Annotated in this window: 16 protein-coding genes; 5 read left to right on the forward strand and 11 right to left on the reverse strand. The window is 59.8% G+C overall.

The annotated features are described in order from the left end of the window. Positions 1–203: 203 nt before the first annotated feature. The 11 genes from DK391_RS24475 to DK391_RS24525 all read right to left on the reverse strand — a co-directional run bounded on the left by DK391_RS24475 (position 204) and on the right by DK391_RS24525 (position 11,372). Positions 204–1,229, reverse strand: a complete 1,026-nt coding sequence (locus DK391_RS24475; protein ID WP_109480583.1) for an aromatic ring-hydroxylating dioxygenase subunit alpha — start codon at positions 1,227–1,229, stop codon at positions 204–206. Then, positions 1,226–2,341: a hypothetical protein gene (locus tag DK391_RS24480; RefSeq protein ID WP_109480584.1), complete on the reverse strand. Its 1,116-nt coding sequence runs from the start codon at positions 2,339–2,341 to the stop codon at positions 1,226–1,228. Before DK391_RS24480 ends, DK391_RS24475 begins: the two co-directional genes overlap by 4 nt. Beyond that, the gene (locus DK391_RS24485; protein ID WP_109480585.1) at positions 2,338–3,498 is read right to left on the reverse strand and encodes an ATP-grasp domain-containing protein; all 1,161 of its coding nucleotides are present in this window, start codon (positions 3,496–3,498) and stop codon (positions 2,338–2,340) included. Before DK391_RS24485 ends, DK391_RS24480 begins: the two co-directional genes overlap by 4 nt. Further along, positions 3,488–4,855 carry a F390 synthetase-related protein gene (locus tag DK391_RS24490; protein WP_109480586.1) on the reverse strand — a complete coding sequence of 456 codons (1,368 nt, stop codon included), beginning with the start codon at positions 4,853–4,855 and terminating at the stop codon, positions 3,488–3,490. The genes DK391_RS24485 and DK391_RS24490 overlap by 11 nt, the downstream gene beginning before the upstream one ends. Further along, positions 4,842–5,690, reverse strand: coding sequence for an MBL fold metallo-hydrolase (locus DK391_RS24495; RefSeq protein ID WP_109480587.1), 849 nt, complete (start codon positions 5,688–5,690; stop codon positions 4,842–4,844). Before DK391_RS24495 ends, DK391_RS24490 begins: the two co-directional genes overlap by 14 nt. After that, on the reverse strand, positions 5,687–6,697 hold the full coding sequence (locus tag DK391_RS24500; protein ID WP_109480588.1) for an NAD-dependent epimerase/dehydratase family protein: 1,011 nt from the start codon (positions 6,695–6,697) through the stop codon (positions 5,687–5,689). Before DK391_RS24500 ends, DK391_RS24495 begins: the two co-directional genes overlap by 4 nt. Position 6,698: 1 nt before the next feature. Next, positions 6,699–7,706: a 3-oxoacyl-[acyl-carrier-protein] synthase III C-terminal domain-containing protein gene (locus DK391_RS24505; protein ID WP_109480589.1), complete on the reverse strand. Its 1,008-nt coding sequence runs from the start codon at positions 7,704–7,706 to the stop codon at positions 6,699–6,701. Continuing rightward, entirely contained in the window at positions 7,703–8,014 is a 312-nt protein-coding gene (locus DK391_RS24510) for an ArsR family transcriptional regulator (protein ID WP_109480590.1), read from the reverse strand. Before DK391_RS24510 ends, DK391_RS24505 begins: the two co-directional genes overlap by 4 nt. 653 nt (positions 8,015–8,667) lie before the next feature. Next, complete coding sequence (locus DK391_RS24515; protein WP_109480591.1) at positions 8,668–9,102, reverse strand: hypothetical protein; 435 nt, start codon at positions 9,100–9,102, stop codon at positions 8,668–8,670. Between the two features lie 364 nt (positions 9,103–9,466). Beyond that, positions 9,467–10,357: a nucleotidyl transferase AbiEii/AbiGii toxin family protein gene (locus DK391_RS24520; RefSeq protein WP_109480592.1), complete on the reverse strand. Its 891-nt coding sequence runs from the start codon at positions 10,355–10,357 to the stop codon at positions 9,467–9,469. Beyond that, a complete protein-coding gene (locus DK391_RS24525; RefSeq protein WP_162600900.1) occupies positions 10,335–11,372 on the reverse strand; it encodes a type IV toxin-antitoxin system AbiEi family antitoxin in 1,038 nt (345 codons plus the stop codon). The genes DK391_RS24520 and DK391_RS24525 overlap by 23 nt, the downstream gene beginning before the upstream one ends. A gap of 357 nt (positions 11,373–11,729) precedes the next feature. Here DK391_RS24525 and DK391_RS24530 point away from each other — a divergent pair, with 357 nt between their 5' ends. The 5 genes from DK391_RS24530 to DK391_RS24550 all read left to right on the forward strand — a co-directional run bounded on the left by DK391_RS24530 (position 11,730) and on the right by DK391_RS24550 (position 17,924). Beyond that, the gene (locus tag DK391_RS24530; protein WP_109480594.1) at positions 11,730–12,953 is read left to right on the forward strand and encodes a site-specific integrase; all 1,224 of its coding nucleotides are present in this window, start codon (positions 11,730–11,732) and stop codon (positions 12,951–12,953) included. 1 nt (position 12,954) lies between these two features. Further along, positions 12,955–14,493, forward strand: a complete 1,539-nt coding sequence (locus tag DK391_RS24535; RefSeq protein WP_239482936.1) for a site-specific integrase — start codon at positions 12,955–12,957, stop codon at positions 14,491–14,493. Then, positions 14,490–16,814: a hypothetical protein gene (locus DK391_RS24540; protein ID WP_109480596.1), complete on the forward strand. Its 2,325-nt coding sequence runs from the start codon at positions 14,490–14,492 to the stop codon at positions 16,812–16,814. Before DK391_RS24535 ends, DK391_RS24540 begins: the two co-directional genes overlap by 4 nt. Further along, on the forward strand, positions 16,807–17,304 hold the full coding sequence (locus tag DK391_RS24545) for a hypothetical protein (protein WP_109480597.1): 498 nt from the start codon (positions 16,807–16,809) through the stop codon (positions 17,302–17,304). Before DK391_RS24540 ends, DK391_RS24545 begins: the two co-directional genes overlap by 8 nt. 98 nt (positions 17,305–17,402) lie before the next feature. Further along, a complete protein-coding gene (locus DK391_RS24550) occupies positions 17,403–17,924 on the forward strand; it encodes a hypothetical protein (protein ID WP_109480598.1) in 522 nt (173 codons plus the stop codon). The last annotated feature ends 375 nt before the right edge of the window (positions 17,925–18,299 follow it).

An 18,299-nucleotide genomic window follows, 5' to 3' on the forward strand; every position in this document is an offset into this window, starting at 1 on the left:
ACGGTATTCCGCACTGAAATTTTCACCAACCGGTGATTATTACTCGGGGTAATCGACAAAAATCCAAATAACTTTAGGTAGACGTCGGCGTGCGGGAATGACCGTTGAACTTTTCGATCGGACATAGCCTTCGAGGCGACTCGAATGTCGGCAACGGGTGGCGGATTGCGTCTTTCGTTGGAATCAGTCAGCGGGTTCGATGTTCAAACAAGCATCCGCACGATAGACAGTTCGCTACACGGGCTACCACTCGAGACCCATATCTCGTCGAGAGCGGGTTTGACAAGATCCAGTTCGGTCGATAGGCCCTCGTTTCTGCCGAAGCGCTCTTTGTTTTCCCGTTGCGCCTCGACAATCGCCTGGTCTTGTACCAGGACCCGTCGCAAGAAAAGCCAGGCGATCAGCCGTAGCGCCCAGCTTGGCGCCCATCTGTTTTCGACGTGAAGCGTTCCATGGACGCGCACGTGCGTCTTGTCAATCGGGCTGAAATGAAGCGTGAAATACAGCGCACTTCCGTCCTGGTATCGGTACTCAAGTTGTGCAGTACCGGCAGCGCGCGAGCAAAAGTGGGCTCGTTCGACTTCACGCGGCGATTCAAACAGCCTGTATAGCCATCCGCTCTGCGTCGGTTGACCGCGGTAGTCCACCTGAAGCGAGCCTTGCGATGTCGTCACGGTCGCTTCGACGACATTGCGCCGTTGGCCGCTTCGAACCAGTCCAGCATGCACAAAATGCGTGTGCTGGGCGTCCAGAAAATTTTCAAGCGCATCGACGGCGCGCGCACGCCACGTCGACTGCCAGACAAATCGCAGGCCCGACGGAGGCAGGCGCTGAAGAAACGCAGGCAGCGTCCCGTCCTGCGTCGACTGACGGTCATCTAGTTTCACCCATACGAGGCCATCGTGCTCCATCACCCCAACCGTGCCCACTTGTGCAAACGGCGAGCAGGCCGAGGGCATGAGACCCGGAACAGACACGCATCGCCCGTCGGACCCAAAGGTCCAGCCGTGATACGCGCACTGCAAGCCTTCGTCCGTCATTCGCCCAAGCGACAGCGGAACGTGACGGTGAGGGCAGCAATCGTCGAGCGCCATCAGACCGCTCTGGCGATCACGCGCAATCACGAGCGGGCGGTCGAGAAGCGTTACCGCGAACGGCTTGTTTCCGATCTGCCGCGAACGCGCAACGACAAACCAGCTGCGCATCAGCGCCGGATTCCACGGGGTCATAGTTGGAAGTGCCGCATGATCGGTACACCGAGATGTTGAGTGAGGATGCGCAGGCGCCGCAGGGCACGCCGCAATGTGTCTGGCAGATGCTCGGACAGCACCGCGCTATACTCGATTGCCGGCTCGCCACCGCGCAGCCGCTTGAAATGAGCCGCGCCCGCGCTGAGGTTGAGCATGCCCGAGCGTTCACGCGTCACGGACAGAACGTGCGCCATCAGCAGGCGGTACAAGCCTTCAGAAACAGATGCTGAGGTGTCGTATCCGACGATCGGCGCACTCAGCAACGGGCCTTGCGCAAAGATACCGACCACGGCGTGCAAAGCTCCGGAGTCGTCTTTGAAGCCGGTCAGATCCAGCAGTCCATTGCGTTGCCACGCCTTCAGGAAGGTTGCTGTGTAGTGAGGATTCAGCCGCGAATACTTGTCGAGGTAGAGCAGGCCATATAGCCGCTCGCTCTCTGCAAAATCGGCGTCACAGAACGTATTACCCGCGACACGATGCAGTTGCGTCGAACCCAGCAGCTTCAGATCGCGTCGCAGATTCTGATGGCGCGCGACGCAGCGGTCAATATCGTGAAACAGATACACCTGCCGCGTGGGGATTAGCTCGAATCCTGCGCGTTCGAGCTCATGAAGCCACTCGGCGTGCTGTACATAGTTCAACGACCGAAACCAGATCGCATGATGAGGCCAACGCGATTTCAGCGCATCACGCATCGCCGGAAAATCGAGACCTTGCGTCGACGGATAAAGGTTTGTGCTGAGCAGCCAGTTGTTGACCGATACCGCGTGATCAAATCCAACACGACGCAGCCATCGGTCTACCGTGCCGATCACACCGCAGAGCGGCCACGCGAGCGCGCCTGGAAGCAGGCGGCGCGTTTCTTCCAGTGCGTATTTGCTGTAGGTCGTCAGCGGCGAGCACACCCACGCGTTGTCACTGTCGATGCCGTTGATGGTCGCGGGAAACGGAAGACCGCCGAGCGTGACGGACTCGACGCGCGCATCGACGTTGCGCACGAAGTCCTGCGTCCCGACGCCTGCATGAAGGGTCGAAAACGCGTTGGCGAGTTCGACGAAACGCTGCTGCGGAGCGTAAAGGGTTTCGCTCATACTTCGGGCAACGGGTCGCCATCCCATTCGATATCCCGCGTGGCCGCTTCCCGCATGTTGCAGCGCTGCGCAAGCGCGAGCCGTGCATATGCCATCAGGTCGGTCAGCGCGCCTGCAACCGGACGCCGGTCGCCCGGCACACCGATCACATCGGCTGCGTGGCGATAGTCGCGCGACCAGCAGCGCAGGTCGCCGCGCCGGCAGGCGTCGATCAACCCCGCGCTCAGCATGACCGCGCCGATCATGCGAGGGGTGGCGGCCTCGGGCTCGATGCATTGATCGAGCGTGCCACCGAGCGCGGCCGGCAGCGGCGCGTCAAGTGCGAACAGATGACAGCCGCTCGTCGCACGCGGATTGCATTCCAGCACGCTCATGTTTCCATCGGCATCCCGAATCCAGTCGAAGGATACCTGTCCAGTAAAGTCGAGCTTGCGAACGAAGCGCGCCACGAAGGCGTGGATCGCATCGATTCGCGCAGGCTCGAAATAGAAACTCGAACTTCGGTGCATCCTCCATGTGGGCCGGTAGAGACTGTGGGCCAGCAGCCGCCCCTGATCGGCGACGCTGTACGAGCAGTATTCGGTGCCGCTCACATGACGCTGCGCAACCCAGTTGCCGAGGGGAGGAAGGGGCGGTGCAACGTCCGGCATCCCGTTTCCGTACAGTCGCACGTGTACGCCGAATCGCGAGAACTCCGGCTTGAGCACAATGGGCGCGCCTTGTGCCCACTCGCGTGCCTCCTGAATCGAACGGACGAGGGCCGATTCCGGCACGTTCACGCCACAGCCTTGCGCGAGTTCGAGAAACTGCCATTTGCTATGCACAGCGCGCAGCGTCTCGAAGTCGTCGGTAAGCACGCGCACCTGTGCCGGCAGCCGATGCCGGTAACGCGACAGGAAGACCACTTCCTCGCAGGTCGGCAGGATCAGGTCGAAGCGATGTTGGTCGCAGGCACTCGCAAGGTCGGCGGCGAATTGAGCGGGCGCATGGCGCGGCGAAGCGATTCGCAACGATGCATCAACGGCGCGTGACGCCCCACTGATCAGGCACGGAATGCTGTCCGCCACCGTCACATGCCAGCCCTGATGCGCGAAGCGCCGCGCGTGATCCAGTGCGACGGGCGCCCGCCCGCCAAGGATAAGCACTTTACGTTTCATGGATGTCCGCGATCGGAGAGAAGGATTCGCCATCGGCCAATGGCTTCGTGGCGCAGACGATTCGCCTGCGTTTCGCTGTCGGCGCGCGGGTATCGAGGGCGGCGCGCTGCCATGGAAGACTGCACATGCCTTGCGATGCGACCAGATTGTCGAGTGCATGCCGGATCGAAGCGAATGCAGTGTCTGAACCCTGCACACCGAGTGACAGGGCGCGGCCATGCTGGACGAGCGAGTAATCGTCGATGGACGCGCCACATGCGGCGATGGCGCGCCTTACGGAATCAGGAAACAGCGGCAGCAAGCGCCCGCCCAGACGGGACGGAAGCCAGAGCACGTCGTCAAGCCTGCCATCGATGGCAGCGAGCGCCAACGTGACGCGTCCGCACGGGCAGGGTGTTGCGCGCACACGCAAAATGTCGTCGAGCCGGTATCGGACGATCAGCTGCGTGCGACGCGTGAAGTCCGTGATGACAGGGACGAACCGGGTACGCGCATCGTCGAGCCATTCGGGCTCGACGTGAACAAACTCTTCGTTCAGATGCAGTGTTCCCTGTGAGCAGGTGTAGCCGAGAAAGCCCTCGGTGCATTGATACAGTTGATGAGCGGGTTTGCGCCACGCGTCGCGGATAAGCGTTTCATCGTCGGGTTCGAGCACCTCCGCTACCGAGATGACCTTGCGCGGCGCGATGCGAAGGTGTCCGGAAAGCGTTTCGGCGGCAAGCCAGCCTAGTACGCTCGCAGGCGCGACGAGCACTTCCGGAGCGAAGCCGGTCAACGTGTCGATGTGCGTATGGGCGCCCGCCTGAAGATCGAAAAAGCGAAAGTCGATGCGGCGGCTATGCAAGGTCGTATAGAGCGAACTGTTTGCCCGCAGGAAAAACGCGACACGCAACGGTTTCGCACGCGTGGCGAGTAGCGTGAGCAGGTCGCGGTCGAGTGTGCGGGCGAGCATGATGCCTGCCCACGTTGCGCGCTCCGATGCGCTGGCGAGAAACACACCTGGACGTCCGCTCGTGCCGCTCGACAGCCCGGCCGTGAGGTTCGGATCGAATTGCGGCGGTAGCAGGCCAGCCTGCTCTGATGCGCGTGCTGCTGCCAACGCCGTCTCCAGTGCAATGCCGTGCGTATTGAAGGCGGCAAAGCGTTGCAGCGTGAATGCCTTGTCGACGACGGGCAGCGCAGCAAGCTCGCGGCTCGGGTAGTCGCGATAAAAGCTCGCACGCTTCAGCTGCGTGCGCAGGAACGCGTCGATCCGGCGCGTCTGCCAGCGCTCGAACGACGCGCGGGCATCGAAGCGGAGACGGTATCGTGTCGAGGCGAACGCGCCCATCATGCGGACGAAGTCAGCGAAGTTCATGGCCCAGGCGCCTCCACGTGAGTTCACAGTGCGACGGCACGATGGTCAGCGCATCGTTGCGACCCAACAGATGGCGCAACCCGGCGAAGGTCCTGAGGTACGCGCCCTTGTCCGAGAACAGACGCGACGCGATCCATGAAGGCGGTCTGTCATGCCGGACAGCTTCAAGGGACCAGCACGCATCGGCGACGAGAAACACGGTCTGCGCGTTCGCAGTCTGAAACAGGATGCCAAGTTGGCCCGGTGTGTGACCGGGCAGCGGGACGCCAAGCACGCTTGCGTCGCCCAGCAGGTCGAAGCCGTGTGTGAACGGATGCATGGCGGGCGGCAGCGCGACGCGTTCGCAGTCGTCGGCGCAGGTTAATCGTGCGTCAAATGAAGCCGGCAGCAAGGTCCTCAGATAGCCGCGTCGTAAGCCGCCAATACGAGAGACGCGGCGCATGGCATCAACTTCATCGCGCATCGCGAAGAATCTCGCATTCGGCAGCTCGCCGATGCCGGCGATATGGTCTGCATGCAGATGCGACAGGAACACATGTCCGATATCGTGCAGTGCGAGCCCATGTCGTTCAAGCTGCGCGGGAAGCGTTTCGCTCGCTGTCAGCGACACCGGCGTGACCAGCCGATACAGTCGCTCGGGGAACGGCTGTGTTGCCGTGAAGAAGGCTTCGCTGTAGCCCGTATCGAACAGCATTGGGCCGAGGCGGGGATGCAGCAGCAGGCCAGCCAGCGCAGGGAAGGGTACGTTGCCCAGGCGTCCGCCACGTTGCGTCACGCACTCGGGATGCGAGCAATGCCCAATCCGGAGCAGGTGAAAGCCGAGCGTCGTGGTCATGAGCGCGCCTGTTCAAATTGCCGCGCCCAGACAGCGGTGCGCCGGATGCCGTCGGCAAGCGTTACGCGAGGTGAATAGCCGAGGAGGTCGCGTGCGCCGGTCAGGTCCAGGGTCTGCGAATACGCGAGCAGTCCGACTGAATATCGCGTGACGGGCGGTTCCCAGCCCGGTCGCCAGTGCGCGGCCCACTCGAGTAACGTCGCAACGGCGTCGGCCACGGGATAAGGCACCCGGCGTACGCGCAGCGGGATGCCGAAAGCGTCTGCGAGCATGGCGAAGAGTGTCCGCACGGGTATCGGCTCACCATTGCTGATATTGACGACGGCGCGCCGCAGATTGGCAGAAAGCGCGAGCTCGATTGCATCGACGACGTTGTCCACATAAGTGAGGTCGATCAGCGCGTCGCCCCCGCGCATCAAGGGCAGGCGCGATGTGCGCGCAACCCGCAGAAGCCGTGGCAACAGGGTGGCGTCGTAGGGGCCGATGATCGCACGTGGGCGTAGCGCGATGACCGAATCGAGTGGCGACTGCAATACCCGTTGCTCCGCAATGCCCTTGGTGCGCGCATAGTCGTTGACCGGCAACGGCAGCGGTTCGTTTTCGTGAATGCCGATGCGGTCACGGAAATCGAAATACAGACTTGGCGTCGAGATATGGACGAGGCGAGGCACGCATCGAGCACCGCAGGCATCGATGATTTCCTGCGTGGACTCGATGTTCGCTCTGCGGAAGGCCTCGGGTCGTCCCCACGGCGAGGAGAGTGCCGCGCAATGGATTGCAGCATCGACACCTGCTGCGGCTTCATGCATCGTCGCGTGGCTGTGGGCGCTGCCGTGTTCGAGCATGATGAAGCGTGTTTCGCGATCAGTGCGTTTCGCGCCCGCCGTCACGGTCGCCGCATGCTGTGCATTGCGGCCGGTAAAGACGACATCGTGGCCCGATGCATTGAGCCGCCACACGAGATGCCGCCCGAGAAAACCGGTGCCACCTGTTACGAGTATCCGCATCTCAGTACACCAGCACCATGCCACCCAGCGTCAGCCCCGCGCCCGAGCCGAGAAGCATCAGCGGCTCGCCGCGTTTTATCCGCTTGACTTCGATCGCGTGATGCAATGCCGAAGGAAGCGACGCACCAACCTGATTGCCCGACTCCGCGAGGATATCGACCACGCGGGCTGGCTCGATTCGCAAGCGCTTCGCGAGATGGTCGAGCGCAAGGCGGCTTGCCTGATGCGGGATCACAACACTAATTTGATCGAGCGTGAGTGCGGCGCAGCCGAGTAACTGCGCAACAAGTCTGGGCAATTCTTTGGATGCCGTTCGGAAGAGGCGCGGTCCGTCCATGTGGAAGAAGGTGAGCGGGTCAAAGTCCACACCCGGCCGGCGTGGGTGATAGCGCGAGCCGCCTGCCTTGATATGGCAGTCGTTCGCACCGCTTGCATGTGTTTCGATTTGCGATGAGAGAATGCAGGACCGTTCGTCCGGCGTACTTTTACGGATGATGGCGGCTGCCGCGCCGTCGCCGAAGATCGCGGATTCGCCGAGCGTCGTCCAGTCGAGTGAGAAGGTTGCGATGTCCGAGGACACGATCATCACGTTGCGATATCGGCCGCATTCCACGAGATAACTGATCGTGTCGAGACCGACGAGGAACGACAGACAACTGGCGCCGATGTCGAATGCGCTGATGTGACCGACGCCCGGTCCGACTGCCGCGAGAATCAGCGCAGCATTGTAGGGCAGCGCCTGATCCATGGTCGCGGACGATGCAACCAGACAGTCGATGTCATGCCAGTCGAAACCCGCGCGCCGCAGTGCCTGCTCACAGGCTTCAACGGCGAGCGCTGCTGCGTTTTCATGTGTTGCGTAGTGGCGGGTACGCACGCCGTAGCGTCGGAATACCGTGCCGGTGGGTAAGCCGAAACGCTGGTCTATTTCTTCGCTGGTCAACGTGTTCGCAGGCACTGCCGTCCCGGTGCCACAGATGCGGATACCACGTGTCGAGTTGCGGCTCATAGCACTTCCTCCGCATATCGGGCCGTTGTGTCGAGGGCGTCGATCAACAGCGATTTATTCGCCGTCAGATATACATCGCGACCTTCTTTCTTTGCGTCCAGCAGCCCGGCGCCTTGCAGCACACGAATGTGATGGATCGTGGCTGTGCGGCTCAGCGGGAGCCAGTCGACGATCTGCTTGATCGTCAGGCGTTCGCCCGGCTCGAAAAACAGCATGATTCGCTGGCGATAACTGTCGCCCATCGCGGAGAAGACGTTGGCGAAACGGTCCCATTCGACAGGGATGGATTCGGCGAACTGTGTACGCATGACTATAAAACTAGTTTTTTAGTCATTAAATGTCAAGCAATTCCGAAGTTCAGTTTGTTCACACGGAAACCCCGCCAGTCAGAGGTATCGGATAGGGGTCGAGCGTCGCTCAGCCCTAGCGATTCGCGACGGGCACGTGCGCACGTTCCGGCCACATGAAGATCAAGTTGTCCAGCCGATAAACCTGGCAGATAGCTTTCGCCGCTCGCCTTCCCAAACAGCCAGCCGCCGGGACTTCGAGCACGCGCTCCCAACTCAGCGCCTCGCTCTTCGATAGATGAAGCGGGATACCGCGAGTCCACAGCGGCGGTTTCAATGCGGATTGAAGCGCCGGGGAGATACCCGCTGCGACGCACTGGCTGATCCCGTGCGCCGATACTCACGGCCAGGGTGATAACAAACAGCGACTGTCCTGCCTGGGTCGCCGCATCAAGCGTGATACGCGCGCCTTCCCTGAACGCCCCCCGCCGTTTGCATCGAGCTTCGCCAGATCTTGCGGTGCGTTGTCGTGGTAGATGTCGTCCGGATCAATGCGGTGCTCGTCGGACACAGAATTCCCAGCTGCCAGTCCCTGAAACGCGCCGGCCCGCGAGCCTGGAAGCGTTGGCTGCGCTCTTCGTAGCGCGGCCGTCTTATATCAATCGTTGCGACCACTAGCCTTGCATCATGCGACGGATGTAGTCTTCTCGGTCTTCGCCGTTCTTGTACAGGTGATACACATTAGCAAGCGGGTCTTCGTCCTGATCGCGTTCCGGCGCAAACTTGTTGAATGTCGGATCGTGCGCCCACCACGCCTCGTATTCAACACTGAACCCATCGATGGTGAACGTCGTCGTCTTGTCGTCGAAGTTATGGCCATAGCTCATATTGCTCGACGAGTCGACCTCCCAGCGCTGCGCACCGAGTTGAAGGTACATCCTTCTGTCCTCGGCGTACTGCACGAACATCTTGTCTTCCACGGGAAACGCAAAGCCGCGTATGGGTAAAGACTCCGACTCGGTGACCTGCGTAAGACTGCCCGTCGGTTTGTCCAGCACAAGTCGCGGGCGGCTTGGCAGGGTCCTGACGATGATCTGAGATTCGTTCATTTGACTTTCGCGATGCCCGTGAGGATGTCCTTTCGATGATCTGTTGAGGCGTCTTGCCGCTCTCGATCAGATAGTCGTAGCTCGGTCCCATCTTGTCACCATACTTGGACAGGTTACGCGCGTACACGCCTGGCAACTCGTCTTCGCTGTAGTAGGGTAATCGTCCCTTTTGTGCCAAATCTGGCGGTACCTTCGCGCAGAGTCGCTAGCACTAAGCCTTTGCGTGTCGGCGACTGTCGATAAAATCGCAATTGCTCAATTCATTGAACAGGAAAGGCTTTCACGATAAAACCGCCAGATTTGGCACAAAAGGGACGACTACCCCGAGATAAAGTGTTCGTCGCCTGTGTTCTGATTTGTGGTTTCAGCGGTTAGGCGTAAACGCCTTCTCAAGTGTTGTGCGGAACGCGTTGAACAACTGCTCGGTCGCGCCCGGTGTTTCACCGTCGAGCAGTAGCAGCCTATGCCCGCCGCCCAGCATCTGATTGAGCATGGGTGGGTACGCTTCTCCAGGCGATAACGCCGCAAGTATCTGAGGCCGGAGCATTGGCGCGACAAGCGGCGCCATGTCGCGGGCGAGCAGGGCGGCACCTGCGACATCCGGATCAAACTCATGAGCCTCAAGCAGATCTTCTGCATCTCCCGCGTAAAGGCGATCGTGGTTACCGGCCTCAGCGTACTTTGCGAGCAGAAACCGTAGGTCGGTCGCATCTCTGGCGTGTTGAGTGTGTCTGTCTCGCCACGCGATGATCTTCAGCATCGCGAGGGCCGGTAGTGAAGCAACGTAGACGACAAGATCGGCGGCCAGCTCGACCTCGATGGCCGCGTGGAGCGCTTCTCCAAATCCTGCGACGTTCAGCCGTAAGGCTTCGTCCGGAGGCCAGGCAATCTCGCGCTTTCCATTTTTCTCGATCCCACCAAACGGAATGATGTCCAGCCACATCAAGCCATTGGTGCCCGGAACACGGTAGTGAAGCCGCTGCGCTGCTTCGCTTTGCTCAAATTTTCCCGTGGCGATGAGAGCGGCGCGCAGTTCCCCGTCGCCTTGCCAGCTCTCAATACTTACGCCGATGTCGATGTCGGCGGTCGCGCGTGACTGTTCAATGCCGAAACGGTGCGTGGTCAGGATATCGCGCGCCGTTGCGCCGCCGATGAACCATTCCGCACCGGTCGCGTTCGCTGCGAGCGAAACTTCGCGCAGTACCGCAACTGAGACTTCAGGAAAAGGGTGGCTATCGAGCAGCTTGATTGGCATGTTTGATGTACTGGTCACGAATCATCCGGGCGGTTTCGAGATTGCGGGAGTCACCGCTCGCGACGAGATCAGCATAGACGAGCGCGGGATAGACAATGTTATCCATGAGGCCCGAGGTAGGACCCAACATCACAGGCGCCGTGAGAAATTCAATGTTGCCGGTCGCGTCTGGTCGGAGCCGGGCGCGAGTGATCATCTCCTTCGGGATGCCTTTCTGACTATATATCGTGACCACCTCTGGCTTCAGGTAGTGTGTGATGAGTGCAGCTGCAGACTCGCCGCCGAACATCCAGTCGGAATCGGCTGAGGTCATTTCGGCCCACCAGTTTGGCTCTGCCGCGCGGTACCGGCCTAGTTGCAGAGACTGCCGGAGCAGCGACGGATAGAGTGTGACCCATTCATCCAGCAGCCGCTCATAGTTGGCGAATGCCATCGACCCGTCGGAGCGGTGGATCAGATCCCTGCGCTGCAGCAAGGTCTGCACGGTGGTCTGTGCGGTACCGGTGCTGACTCGGGCGAATCCGGCGATGTCGCGTCTGCCCTGGTTGATCAGTGCAGGTCTGACGAGCAGGGCCAGGATAACCTGCAGGGACCGCTTGGACCAGAGGCCGGGTCGGGAACGATGATCCTCCGTAGCGCGTGGCCGCCCCGAAATCAGGATGAGGTTCTTCTGCTCGCGCAGGAACGCGTTGCCGGACAGGTCGATCGCGGTGATTTCGAGAGTGCGGCAGGCGTCGATAAGGGACGGCGTGAGGTACGACGTGACGAGCAGAAAACGCTTCTCATGATGCATTCGGGCCGTGGCGGTCACGGCCGCGAGTCGCTCCTGACGGTCAATCGATCGGGCCACCACGACTGGACTGCTGATTCGAGGGTTCAAATCGAATTCAATAATGCCGTGATAGTCAGTGCCGGGCGGCGGCGCATCCACAGAGGTGTCGATGCCCGAAGCTGCGCTGAACGCGTGCGCGGCCGCCTCGACGAGTGGATCGAGCTCAACACTTGATGAAGTCATCGGATATTCTCGTTCAGTTTTCTCCAGTGTACACGCATCGTGAACAAATGAAAAATTTGAACAACAAGAGATGAGGGATGCTGTCCAGGATCGCTCGTCGTTCATGCAGCTTGAACGACTGGGAAAACTGAACAGCCCGGTGCAGGCACGCGACCTGTTTGCCCAACAAGCCAGATGAACTGGCGGCGGCGGGAGGTTGGCCCCGTTCCCGATCTTTAATTTGACATAACGCTTTTTATCACCGGGACTGGTATGTATGAAGCTGTTGCGTGGAAACGGCTGACAATCCGTCCTTGCATGCAATTGTCATACAAAAAATGGTAGCTTTTGCCGTTGCGTTTCTGACGGACGGCTTCCGTGTTCCAACATCTGGATGGTCGCGATATTCCGTTGTCGCTCCGTGGCCCTGTGCTGCTTGATGACGTCGGGTTGCCGCGTTACTGGGCTGCGGTCTGGTCGACGATGTCGTCGTCCCGGCTGGCCGCGTCCACGCATGCAAAAAAGCTCCGGTATCTGGAAAACCTGTATCAGCATGCCGCCGGAATTGGTGGACCGTATGCCTTGGACGACGCGCTGGGAACGCTAAACGACCAGGCATTGGCTGGAATCCTCGAATCGTGGTTCGTCTCGATCCGCAATCAGTCCGCGGTGAGCGGCGCGGACGAAATGCGTTGGCAGACCGGGCTTGAATTCGTCTCGTCGATCGTGACGTGGTTATCGAAAAGTGAGGCATCCAATGACCGGCTGAGGTCGATCGAGCACCGGCTTCACAGGCTTACCGGGCTTTACGGGCAGCTTCACGTTCGCAGGGACAACTCAGTCGAGACGGTGCGCTCGTTGCCGGCCAGCACTGTGGAGGCGCTGTACCTAGTGCTTGCACCGGATTCTCGACAAAATCCGTTTGCGCGCGAGCAGACACGCTGGCGTGTTTTTGTTGCCTTCGTGTTGATGTTGCATCAAGGACTACGACGGGGGGAAGCCTTGCTTCTGCCGGCTGACGCGGTGAAAAGTGGTTACGACCGCCGGCAGCAGCGTACGCGATACTGGCTCAACGTCCAGAACAACGAGTACGAGAATGCGGAGGCTGACCCTCGCTATTCGAAACCGAGCATCAAGAACGCACATTCGGTTCGGCAGGTTCCTGTTAGTGAGCTGACAGCCAGCATCGTGCAACGTTACGTGGATAACTATCGCGGCCGCCCGTCTCATTCCTATTTGCTGAACTCCCAATTCGACACACCTCTGTCGACCGAAACGCTGACCAAGGCGTTCGCGTTGATATCTCGCTGCCTGCCGACCGAAGCACTCGCCGAGTTGAAGGATCGTACTGGCAAAAATGCGATAACGCCTCATGATCTTCGTCACACGAGTGCCGTCGTCAGGTTGCAGCAGTTGCTTGAGCACGGCGACGCGATGGATGAGGCGATCCAGAAGATGCGAACTCTCTTCGGCTGGTCCAAGACCTCCTCGATGCCGTCCCGATATGCGCGCGCAGTGTTTGAGGACAGATTGGCCGGCGTCTGGAATGACGCCTTCGATGATCGGGTTGCGTTGCTTCGCGCGTTGCCCCGCAGGAACTGATATGGAGGAACCGCACAGCTCAGGCTTGTTCCCGGATCCGTCATCTGCCGGCGACATCATCGAGCGGCTCCTGAGGGCATTGCCGGCTCTGCCTCCGGTCGTCCGATATTACGACGACTTTGACGACAAACAGTATTCGATTCGTGATCCGTCCAATACGATGGTCTTCGAACTGGCGATCAATGGCCGAACGATCAGGGTCGACTTCACCCCGTATGAATTAAGGCATGCCCTGCTGCTAAAGCACCTCTTCGTGTATCTCCTGGGTCAGGACCTCACCGTATCTACCGCTGCGAACTACCTGATCTCAGCTACACATCTGCCGCAGAGGGACATCGCTGACATTGTTTGTGCGGGCCCGGTTCAAATAGCGTCCGTCTGGGCGGCGTTGCGCGTGCGTGAGATGCCTGTCTCGGCCTACATCCTGGCAAAGTCGCTGCTTCGGCTTCTGTGCCGCTATCGAATTCAAGGTTGGTCGGACTCCTATAGTTTTTATGTCACCAATTCCCTCCCCTTGCCGGCCCGCGATGCCTACGCGGGCGTCCATTCTGGAGATGTGTTTCTGAGCCTGGATGAGGAAGCCGCGATTGTGCGTCATCTGGACGAGAGCGTTGCGGCGCTCAGGTCATCCGCATCAGTTCCTTACGAGGCGCTTTGCGACACAGGGATGTTGCTGTGCGCCTACCAGTTCGCCATGCGCCCCATCCAGATCGCAATGCTGAGCATGCGAAACGTCCGCATCTGGCACGAAGCTCCGAACGGGTTGCCAACTGTCCATCTGACGTTCCATATGGCCAAACAGCGGAGTGAAGCCAAACGGCGACCGCTTACACGCCGGGTCAAACGTGAGTGGGCACCGGTGTTTGTTGCGCTTGATAAATGGCGACGGCTCGACGGAGCCTCAGGTAACGCGCACTTCTTCAATGTCCAATCGAACTACGAAGCTGGGGCTCGCATCGCTGCGCTGGTGCGCAAGCTGATTGGTTCCGATGATCTCGGAACGTCTACGGATTTACGGCATACAGCAGCCCAACGGCTTGTTGACGCCGGTGCCAGCCACGAGGAACTCGCTGAGTTCATGGGGCATTCGTACGTTCAGACGGGACTGGTGTACTTCCGGACGTCGGCTTCACACGCGGAACGGGTCAACCGCGCGCTTGGCGCGTCGGATGTGTACCGGCGGGTGGCAAGGATCGCGCACGACCGGTTCATCTCCCCGGAAGAGCTCACCCAACTCAAGGGTGATCAGCAGATCGCCGGCGTGCCTCACGGCATTCCGATCGCGGGCATCGGCGGCTGTACATCGGGACAGCCCGCGTGCCCATATAACCCGGTGACATCGTGCTACGGGTGCAGGAAGTTTATGCCCTTGCGTGACAAGGCAATGCACGAGAGTGTGCTGGCCTCAATGCGCGAGGTAGTCGTGTTCTTCGAACAGGGGGCGCGTGGAGACACCCGGTCCCCGACCTATCTCCAGCTACAGCGCACGATCACCGAAATACAGACGGTCATTGATGAGCTGGAAAGCGAGGTCCGATGACGCCCCACTACTCGGCATTCATTGAACTGGGCAAGACCTTTGTCCGTCAAAAAGGGCTGCGCTGGGAGATGCCTCTTGATGAGTCGGGCGTTGCTCTAGACGGCGTGGGATGGAATCTTACGATCATCGCCGGCGAAGTACCGCCACCGAATAACTACCTCCGTGACCTTGGTACGGACGAGAAAGCGCTGGCGATCATCAACCCAGAACGTGCCGAGCTCGAACTTGCACCGCTGCGCAGACAGCCGCTGTCTGGCGCATGGCAGGACGTGATCAAGGCGGCCGTCGCCGAGCAGTTGCTGTTCAGGCGAAACACCACAGGACATGTGTGCAAGCATATCCTCCGCCCGCTGCGCATAGTCGCTACGTGCGTAGACAGGGAGCCGTGGGAATTGACCGTTGATGATCTGCACGTTGCCATCCGCGTCGGCAGGGCTGTCCAGGCTTCGGGAAAACTGGGGGATGCGGTGGTTGGCATCGTCAAGGTCGTGTTCGACGCCCAGCACATCTGTGACGCAGGGCCGTTATACCCGGCACTTGCCGTTCCGCGCATGAAAGTGAAAAGCGCCATCAAGTCAAAACATATGTGGTCGCCGGACGAGCTTCGCAATGATCTCGATGCTCGCAAGCGTGGCGAGCGTCTTCCAGAACGCCGGGCGTTCTGGGAACTGACGCGAATCGTGATGACCGAAAAGCCGCGCACATTCATGGATGATCTGCGGTTTGCGGCGGTGCGCACGCTGATCGTGACGGGCATGCGTGCTGGTGAAGTTGCGCTGCTGCCGGTTGACTGGAAGCGGGAGCGTGCCTATCTGGACGCGAACGGACGACCAGCAGGCGAAGCCGGTGGCATCTCAACATCCCTGATGGTGCGCCACTTCGCAGAAAAGCAACAGGAGGATCAGAGCGACAGCCGGATCCTACGTGAAGAGACGCAGCCTGTGCCAGAGATGTTCCGGACGCTGCGGACAGAGACGCTTGACCACGTCGCCAAGATAACGGAACCGCTGCGCGCGACACTGAAACTGCAATGCGAAACGGGCCGCCTTCTGCCATGGTACCCGGCCGACAGCGTCGTGCCATTCATCGAAATCTACACTCGTCTCATGGGCAACCCATTCTGGTCGAACGTTGAGCGTGACCGCTTCATCGAACGCTATCGGGATGGCTTCGACCCAGCAGTTGTTGCTGATCTGCACGAGTACCAGCATGAGCGCCGACGTAGGGGTGACCTTACGCTTGACATGGCCGTCTACCAGTTCGGCAATCGCCTGAAGACAGCGATGCGCGCAGGCAAGGCCAGCCTGCGATTCCGTCATGGCGACGGCTCGCCGCGGATACCCGCGGAACGGATGGAATGGCATACGACGTATTTGCACGTCGGCGAGCTCGAGGAGCACATCCGGATCGCGACCCCAACGAAGGTGTCCGACATCACGCCTTTGCCGCTGGCAGTTAGCTCCGTTCAGCCGTACGAGCTTCTCTTCGTGCAGCCCAAGCGCTCACTCGCGGAGGAGCGCAATGATGGCCTGTGCGATCTGACGCGATTCATGGCGGTCAGTCGGCCCACTTCCAGGTTTATCCGTCTTGCCCTCGGAGATGACAAGAACATCCCCTCGCTCTTCGAGAAATATGGTCAGACCGACGAAGACCGGACATTAAAGCTTGAATCGCACATGCTTCGTCATCTGCAAAACACTGAACTGTTCCGGCTCGGCGTTGCGGATACGATCATCTCCAAGCGCTTCAACCGCCGCAGCGTCGCGCAGAGCTATGAGTACGATCATCGGAGCCTCGCGGAAGATCTTGACTACGTCGAGATTCCGCAGGACATCGAGATCATGCTGGGCGAGAAAGCCAGCACGGTTGCACGGCTCATCAAGGGCGGCAAGGCCAGTGGCCCGATTGTTGATGCCTTCCGGTATATCCAGTCCACTGAGGGCGATACAGCAGCATACGACTATCTGCGCGCTGAGGCCGACGGATTCCACGCCACGCCGTACGGACACTGCCTGAACTCGTTCACCGTTGATCCTTGCCCAAAGCATCTGGAGTGCTTCGCTGACTGCCGCCATCTCTCGGCAACCGACCTGCCTGAGCACCGGCAGAACCTGATCAGACTCGAGGGCAAATTCAAACAGGCTGTGGAGACAATCAGGGCACGGCCGTCGACGAGCATTGGATCGCAAAACCAGCTTGAGCATGCCGAAAAGCGGCTGGCGGGCGTACAGAAGCTGCTTGCTACACCTCCTGGCGAACACCCTTATCCTGACGGCGTCGACCTCTCGGTGGCGCCGCAACGCGGAGTACTTGATGACTGAGCCCAGTGAGACGACATCGGCTGGCGACGAGCCGATGCGTGAGATCCTTGAAACGCTGCTGGCCAATGACGAAGACATTACGGCTCGCGCGGTCGCGCGGCTGCACCCGTCCATCAACGCGGCGTCGTCGATCACACGTAACGGGTCCCGAAGCAAACTGCTCGCTGAATATCAACAACGGCAGACCGAATACCGGCGTTGGCGAGGCCGCGTTGCGAAACGGTCCGGTACCGACACTGCGGCCTCGCTCGCCGACAAGGACATCCGGATCGCTGAACTCGAAGCCACGGTGCAACTACTAACCGCTTCCCACCTTGCAATGTTGCGCGCCGTCGGCGAACTCGGTGGCTTCAGCAAATGGGCCAGGTTCTATGAACAATATCGCGAGGCACGGGACAAACTTGCGGAGCTTGGCTCAATACCTGAAGCGACAGTATCTCCAATGCCGGCGGACAGCCCGAAGCATCGCAGCGAAACAAAATGTCGATGACTGTCTGGTTGGCGTGACAATGTACGCATGATCCTCTCAGCCACGAAATGGCTGCGGTTCTGCGGTGGAAGCCGCCTCTCTCCCGAAAGGAGTATCACATGTCCTATTGCCCCTTCTTCCAAACACTGCACGATGAAACGCGCCCGGTGGGCAATCTCGGCAGGGGAACTCACTACTCTGTCCTACGGGCACCGGTCTGGCACGACGAGTCCATGAACAGGCTCGAACGTTGCGCGTTCCTCGACTTCGCCATCATCTGGGATGAGGATCACGACGATCGCGTGATTGACGCGATTATGGTTCTCTACATCAGTGGCCTGCTCGCGCCGGTACGGTATATCGGCGAGCGGAAAGGCACGCTCTCGGTGCTCCTGGCCCCCGATGTTGTGGGCAATTGGGCTCCCGAAACCTTGCAGCAGTATCGCGACGACATCAACGACATCTGCCAGTGCCTGGAAGACCCATGGTCGGCGACAGTCGATAGCACTGACGGCCACGAACATTCGATCATCCACAGTTCGGCCGAGAACGTCGCTACGTATCTCAAGAACATCGACATGCTGTGGGAATTGGGGGTGAAGTCAAAGATGTATCCTGCGCCGGCGGGAGCGCAACACTGAGGTTGGCAATATCCCGTTGCTAAGATCAATCCCGTTGCGTCCTCGGATGAGTATCAACGCAACAAATGCTCGGAGGACGGTCACGCAACAGGAAACACTTGAAAAAGTGGATATCCTGTGGATAAGTCGGCCGCCTTACCCGTTGAAATATAGCCAAACCTTAAAAACCAAACCGACGCAACACCACGCCATAGGTGCCAAGAATCAACTTTTTGGGGTCAGATCATTTAGTGCTTTCAGATCCGTCTTGGCCAGCGCGACGGTCGGTATGCCATTCCAGTTCATCCGGGTCCCGGCGATTCATGTCGTTCGCCGCGCCAGGATGGTTGACCGGTCGCCGATGCGGGTGCCGGGGGTCAGCGTTGCCGGATGTCC

The sequence above is a fragment of the Paraburkholderia sp. C35 genome, assembly GCF_003121405.1.
In the GTDB taxonomy this organism is placed as follows: Bacteria; Pseudomonadota; Gammaproteobacteria; order Burkholderiales; family Burkholderiaceae; genus Paraburkholderia.

Coding starts and splice junctions, on each gene's coding strand:
- DK391_RS24550 (WP_109480598.1), top strand. CDS start 17,403: ATGTCCTATTGCCCCTTCTTCCAAACACTGCACGATGAAACGCGCCCG.
- DK391_RS24505 (WP_109480589.1), bottom strand. CDS start 7,706: ATGAGCCGCAACTCGACACGTGGTATCCGCATCTGTGGCACCGGGACG.
- DK391_RS24545 (WP_109480597.1), top strand. CDS start 16,807: ATGACTGAGCCCAGTGAGACGACATCGGCTGGCGACGAGCCGATGCGT.
- DK391_RS24510 (WP_109480590.1), bottom strand. CDS start 8,014: ATGCGTACACAGTTCGCCGAATCCATCCCTGTCGAATGGGACCGTTTC.
- DK391_RS24540 (WP_109480596.1), top strand. CDS start 14,490: ATGACGCCCCACTACTCGGCATTCATTGAACTGGGCAAGACCTTTGTC.
- DK391_RS24520 (WP_109480592.1), bottom strand. CDS start 10,357: ATGCCAATCAAGCTGCTCGATAGCCACCCTTTTCCTGAAGTCTCAGTT.
- DK391_RS24535 (WP_239482936.1), top strand. CDS start 12,955: ATGGAGGAACCGCACAGCTCAGGCTTGTTCCCGGATCCGTCATCTGCC.
- DK391_RS24475 (WP_109480583.1), bottom strand. CDS start 1,229: ATGACCCCGTGGAATCCGGCGCTGATGCGCAGCTGGTTTGTCGTTGCG.
- DK391_RS24500 (WP_109480588.1), bottom strand. CDS start 6,697: ATGCGGATACTCGTAACAGGTGGCACCGGTTTTCTCGGGCGGCATCTC.
- DK391_RS24495 (WP_109480587.1), bottom strand. CDS start 5,690: ATGACCACGACGCTCGGCTTTCACCTGCTCCGGATTGGGCATTGCTCG.
- DK391_RS24485 (WP_109480585.1), bottom strand. CDS start 3,498: ATGAAACGTAAAGTGCTTATCCTTGGCGGGCGGGCGCCCGTCGCACTG.
- DK391_RS24480 (WP_109480584.1), bottom strand. CDS start 2,341: ATGAGCGAAACCCTTTACGCTCCGCAGCAGCGTTTCGTCGAACTCGCC.
- DK391_RS24525 (WP_162600900.1), bottom strand. CDS start 11,372: ATGACTTCATCAAGTGTTGAGCTCGATCCACTCGTCGAGGCGGCCGCG.
- DK391_RS24515 (WP_109480591.1), bottom strand. CDS start 9,102: ATGAACGAATCTCAGATCATCGTCAGGACCCTGCCAAGCCGCCCGCGA.
- DK391_RS24490 (WP_109480586.1), bottom strand. CDS start 4,855: ATGAACTTCGCTGACTTCGTCCGCATGATGGGCGCGTTCGCCTCGACA.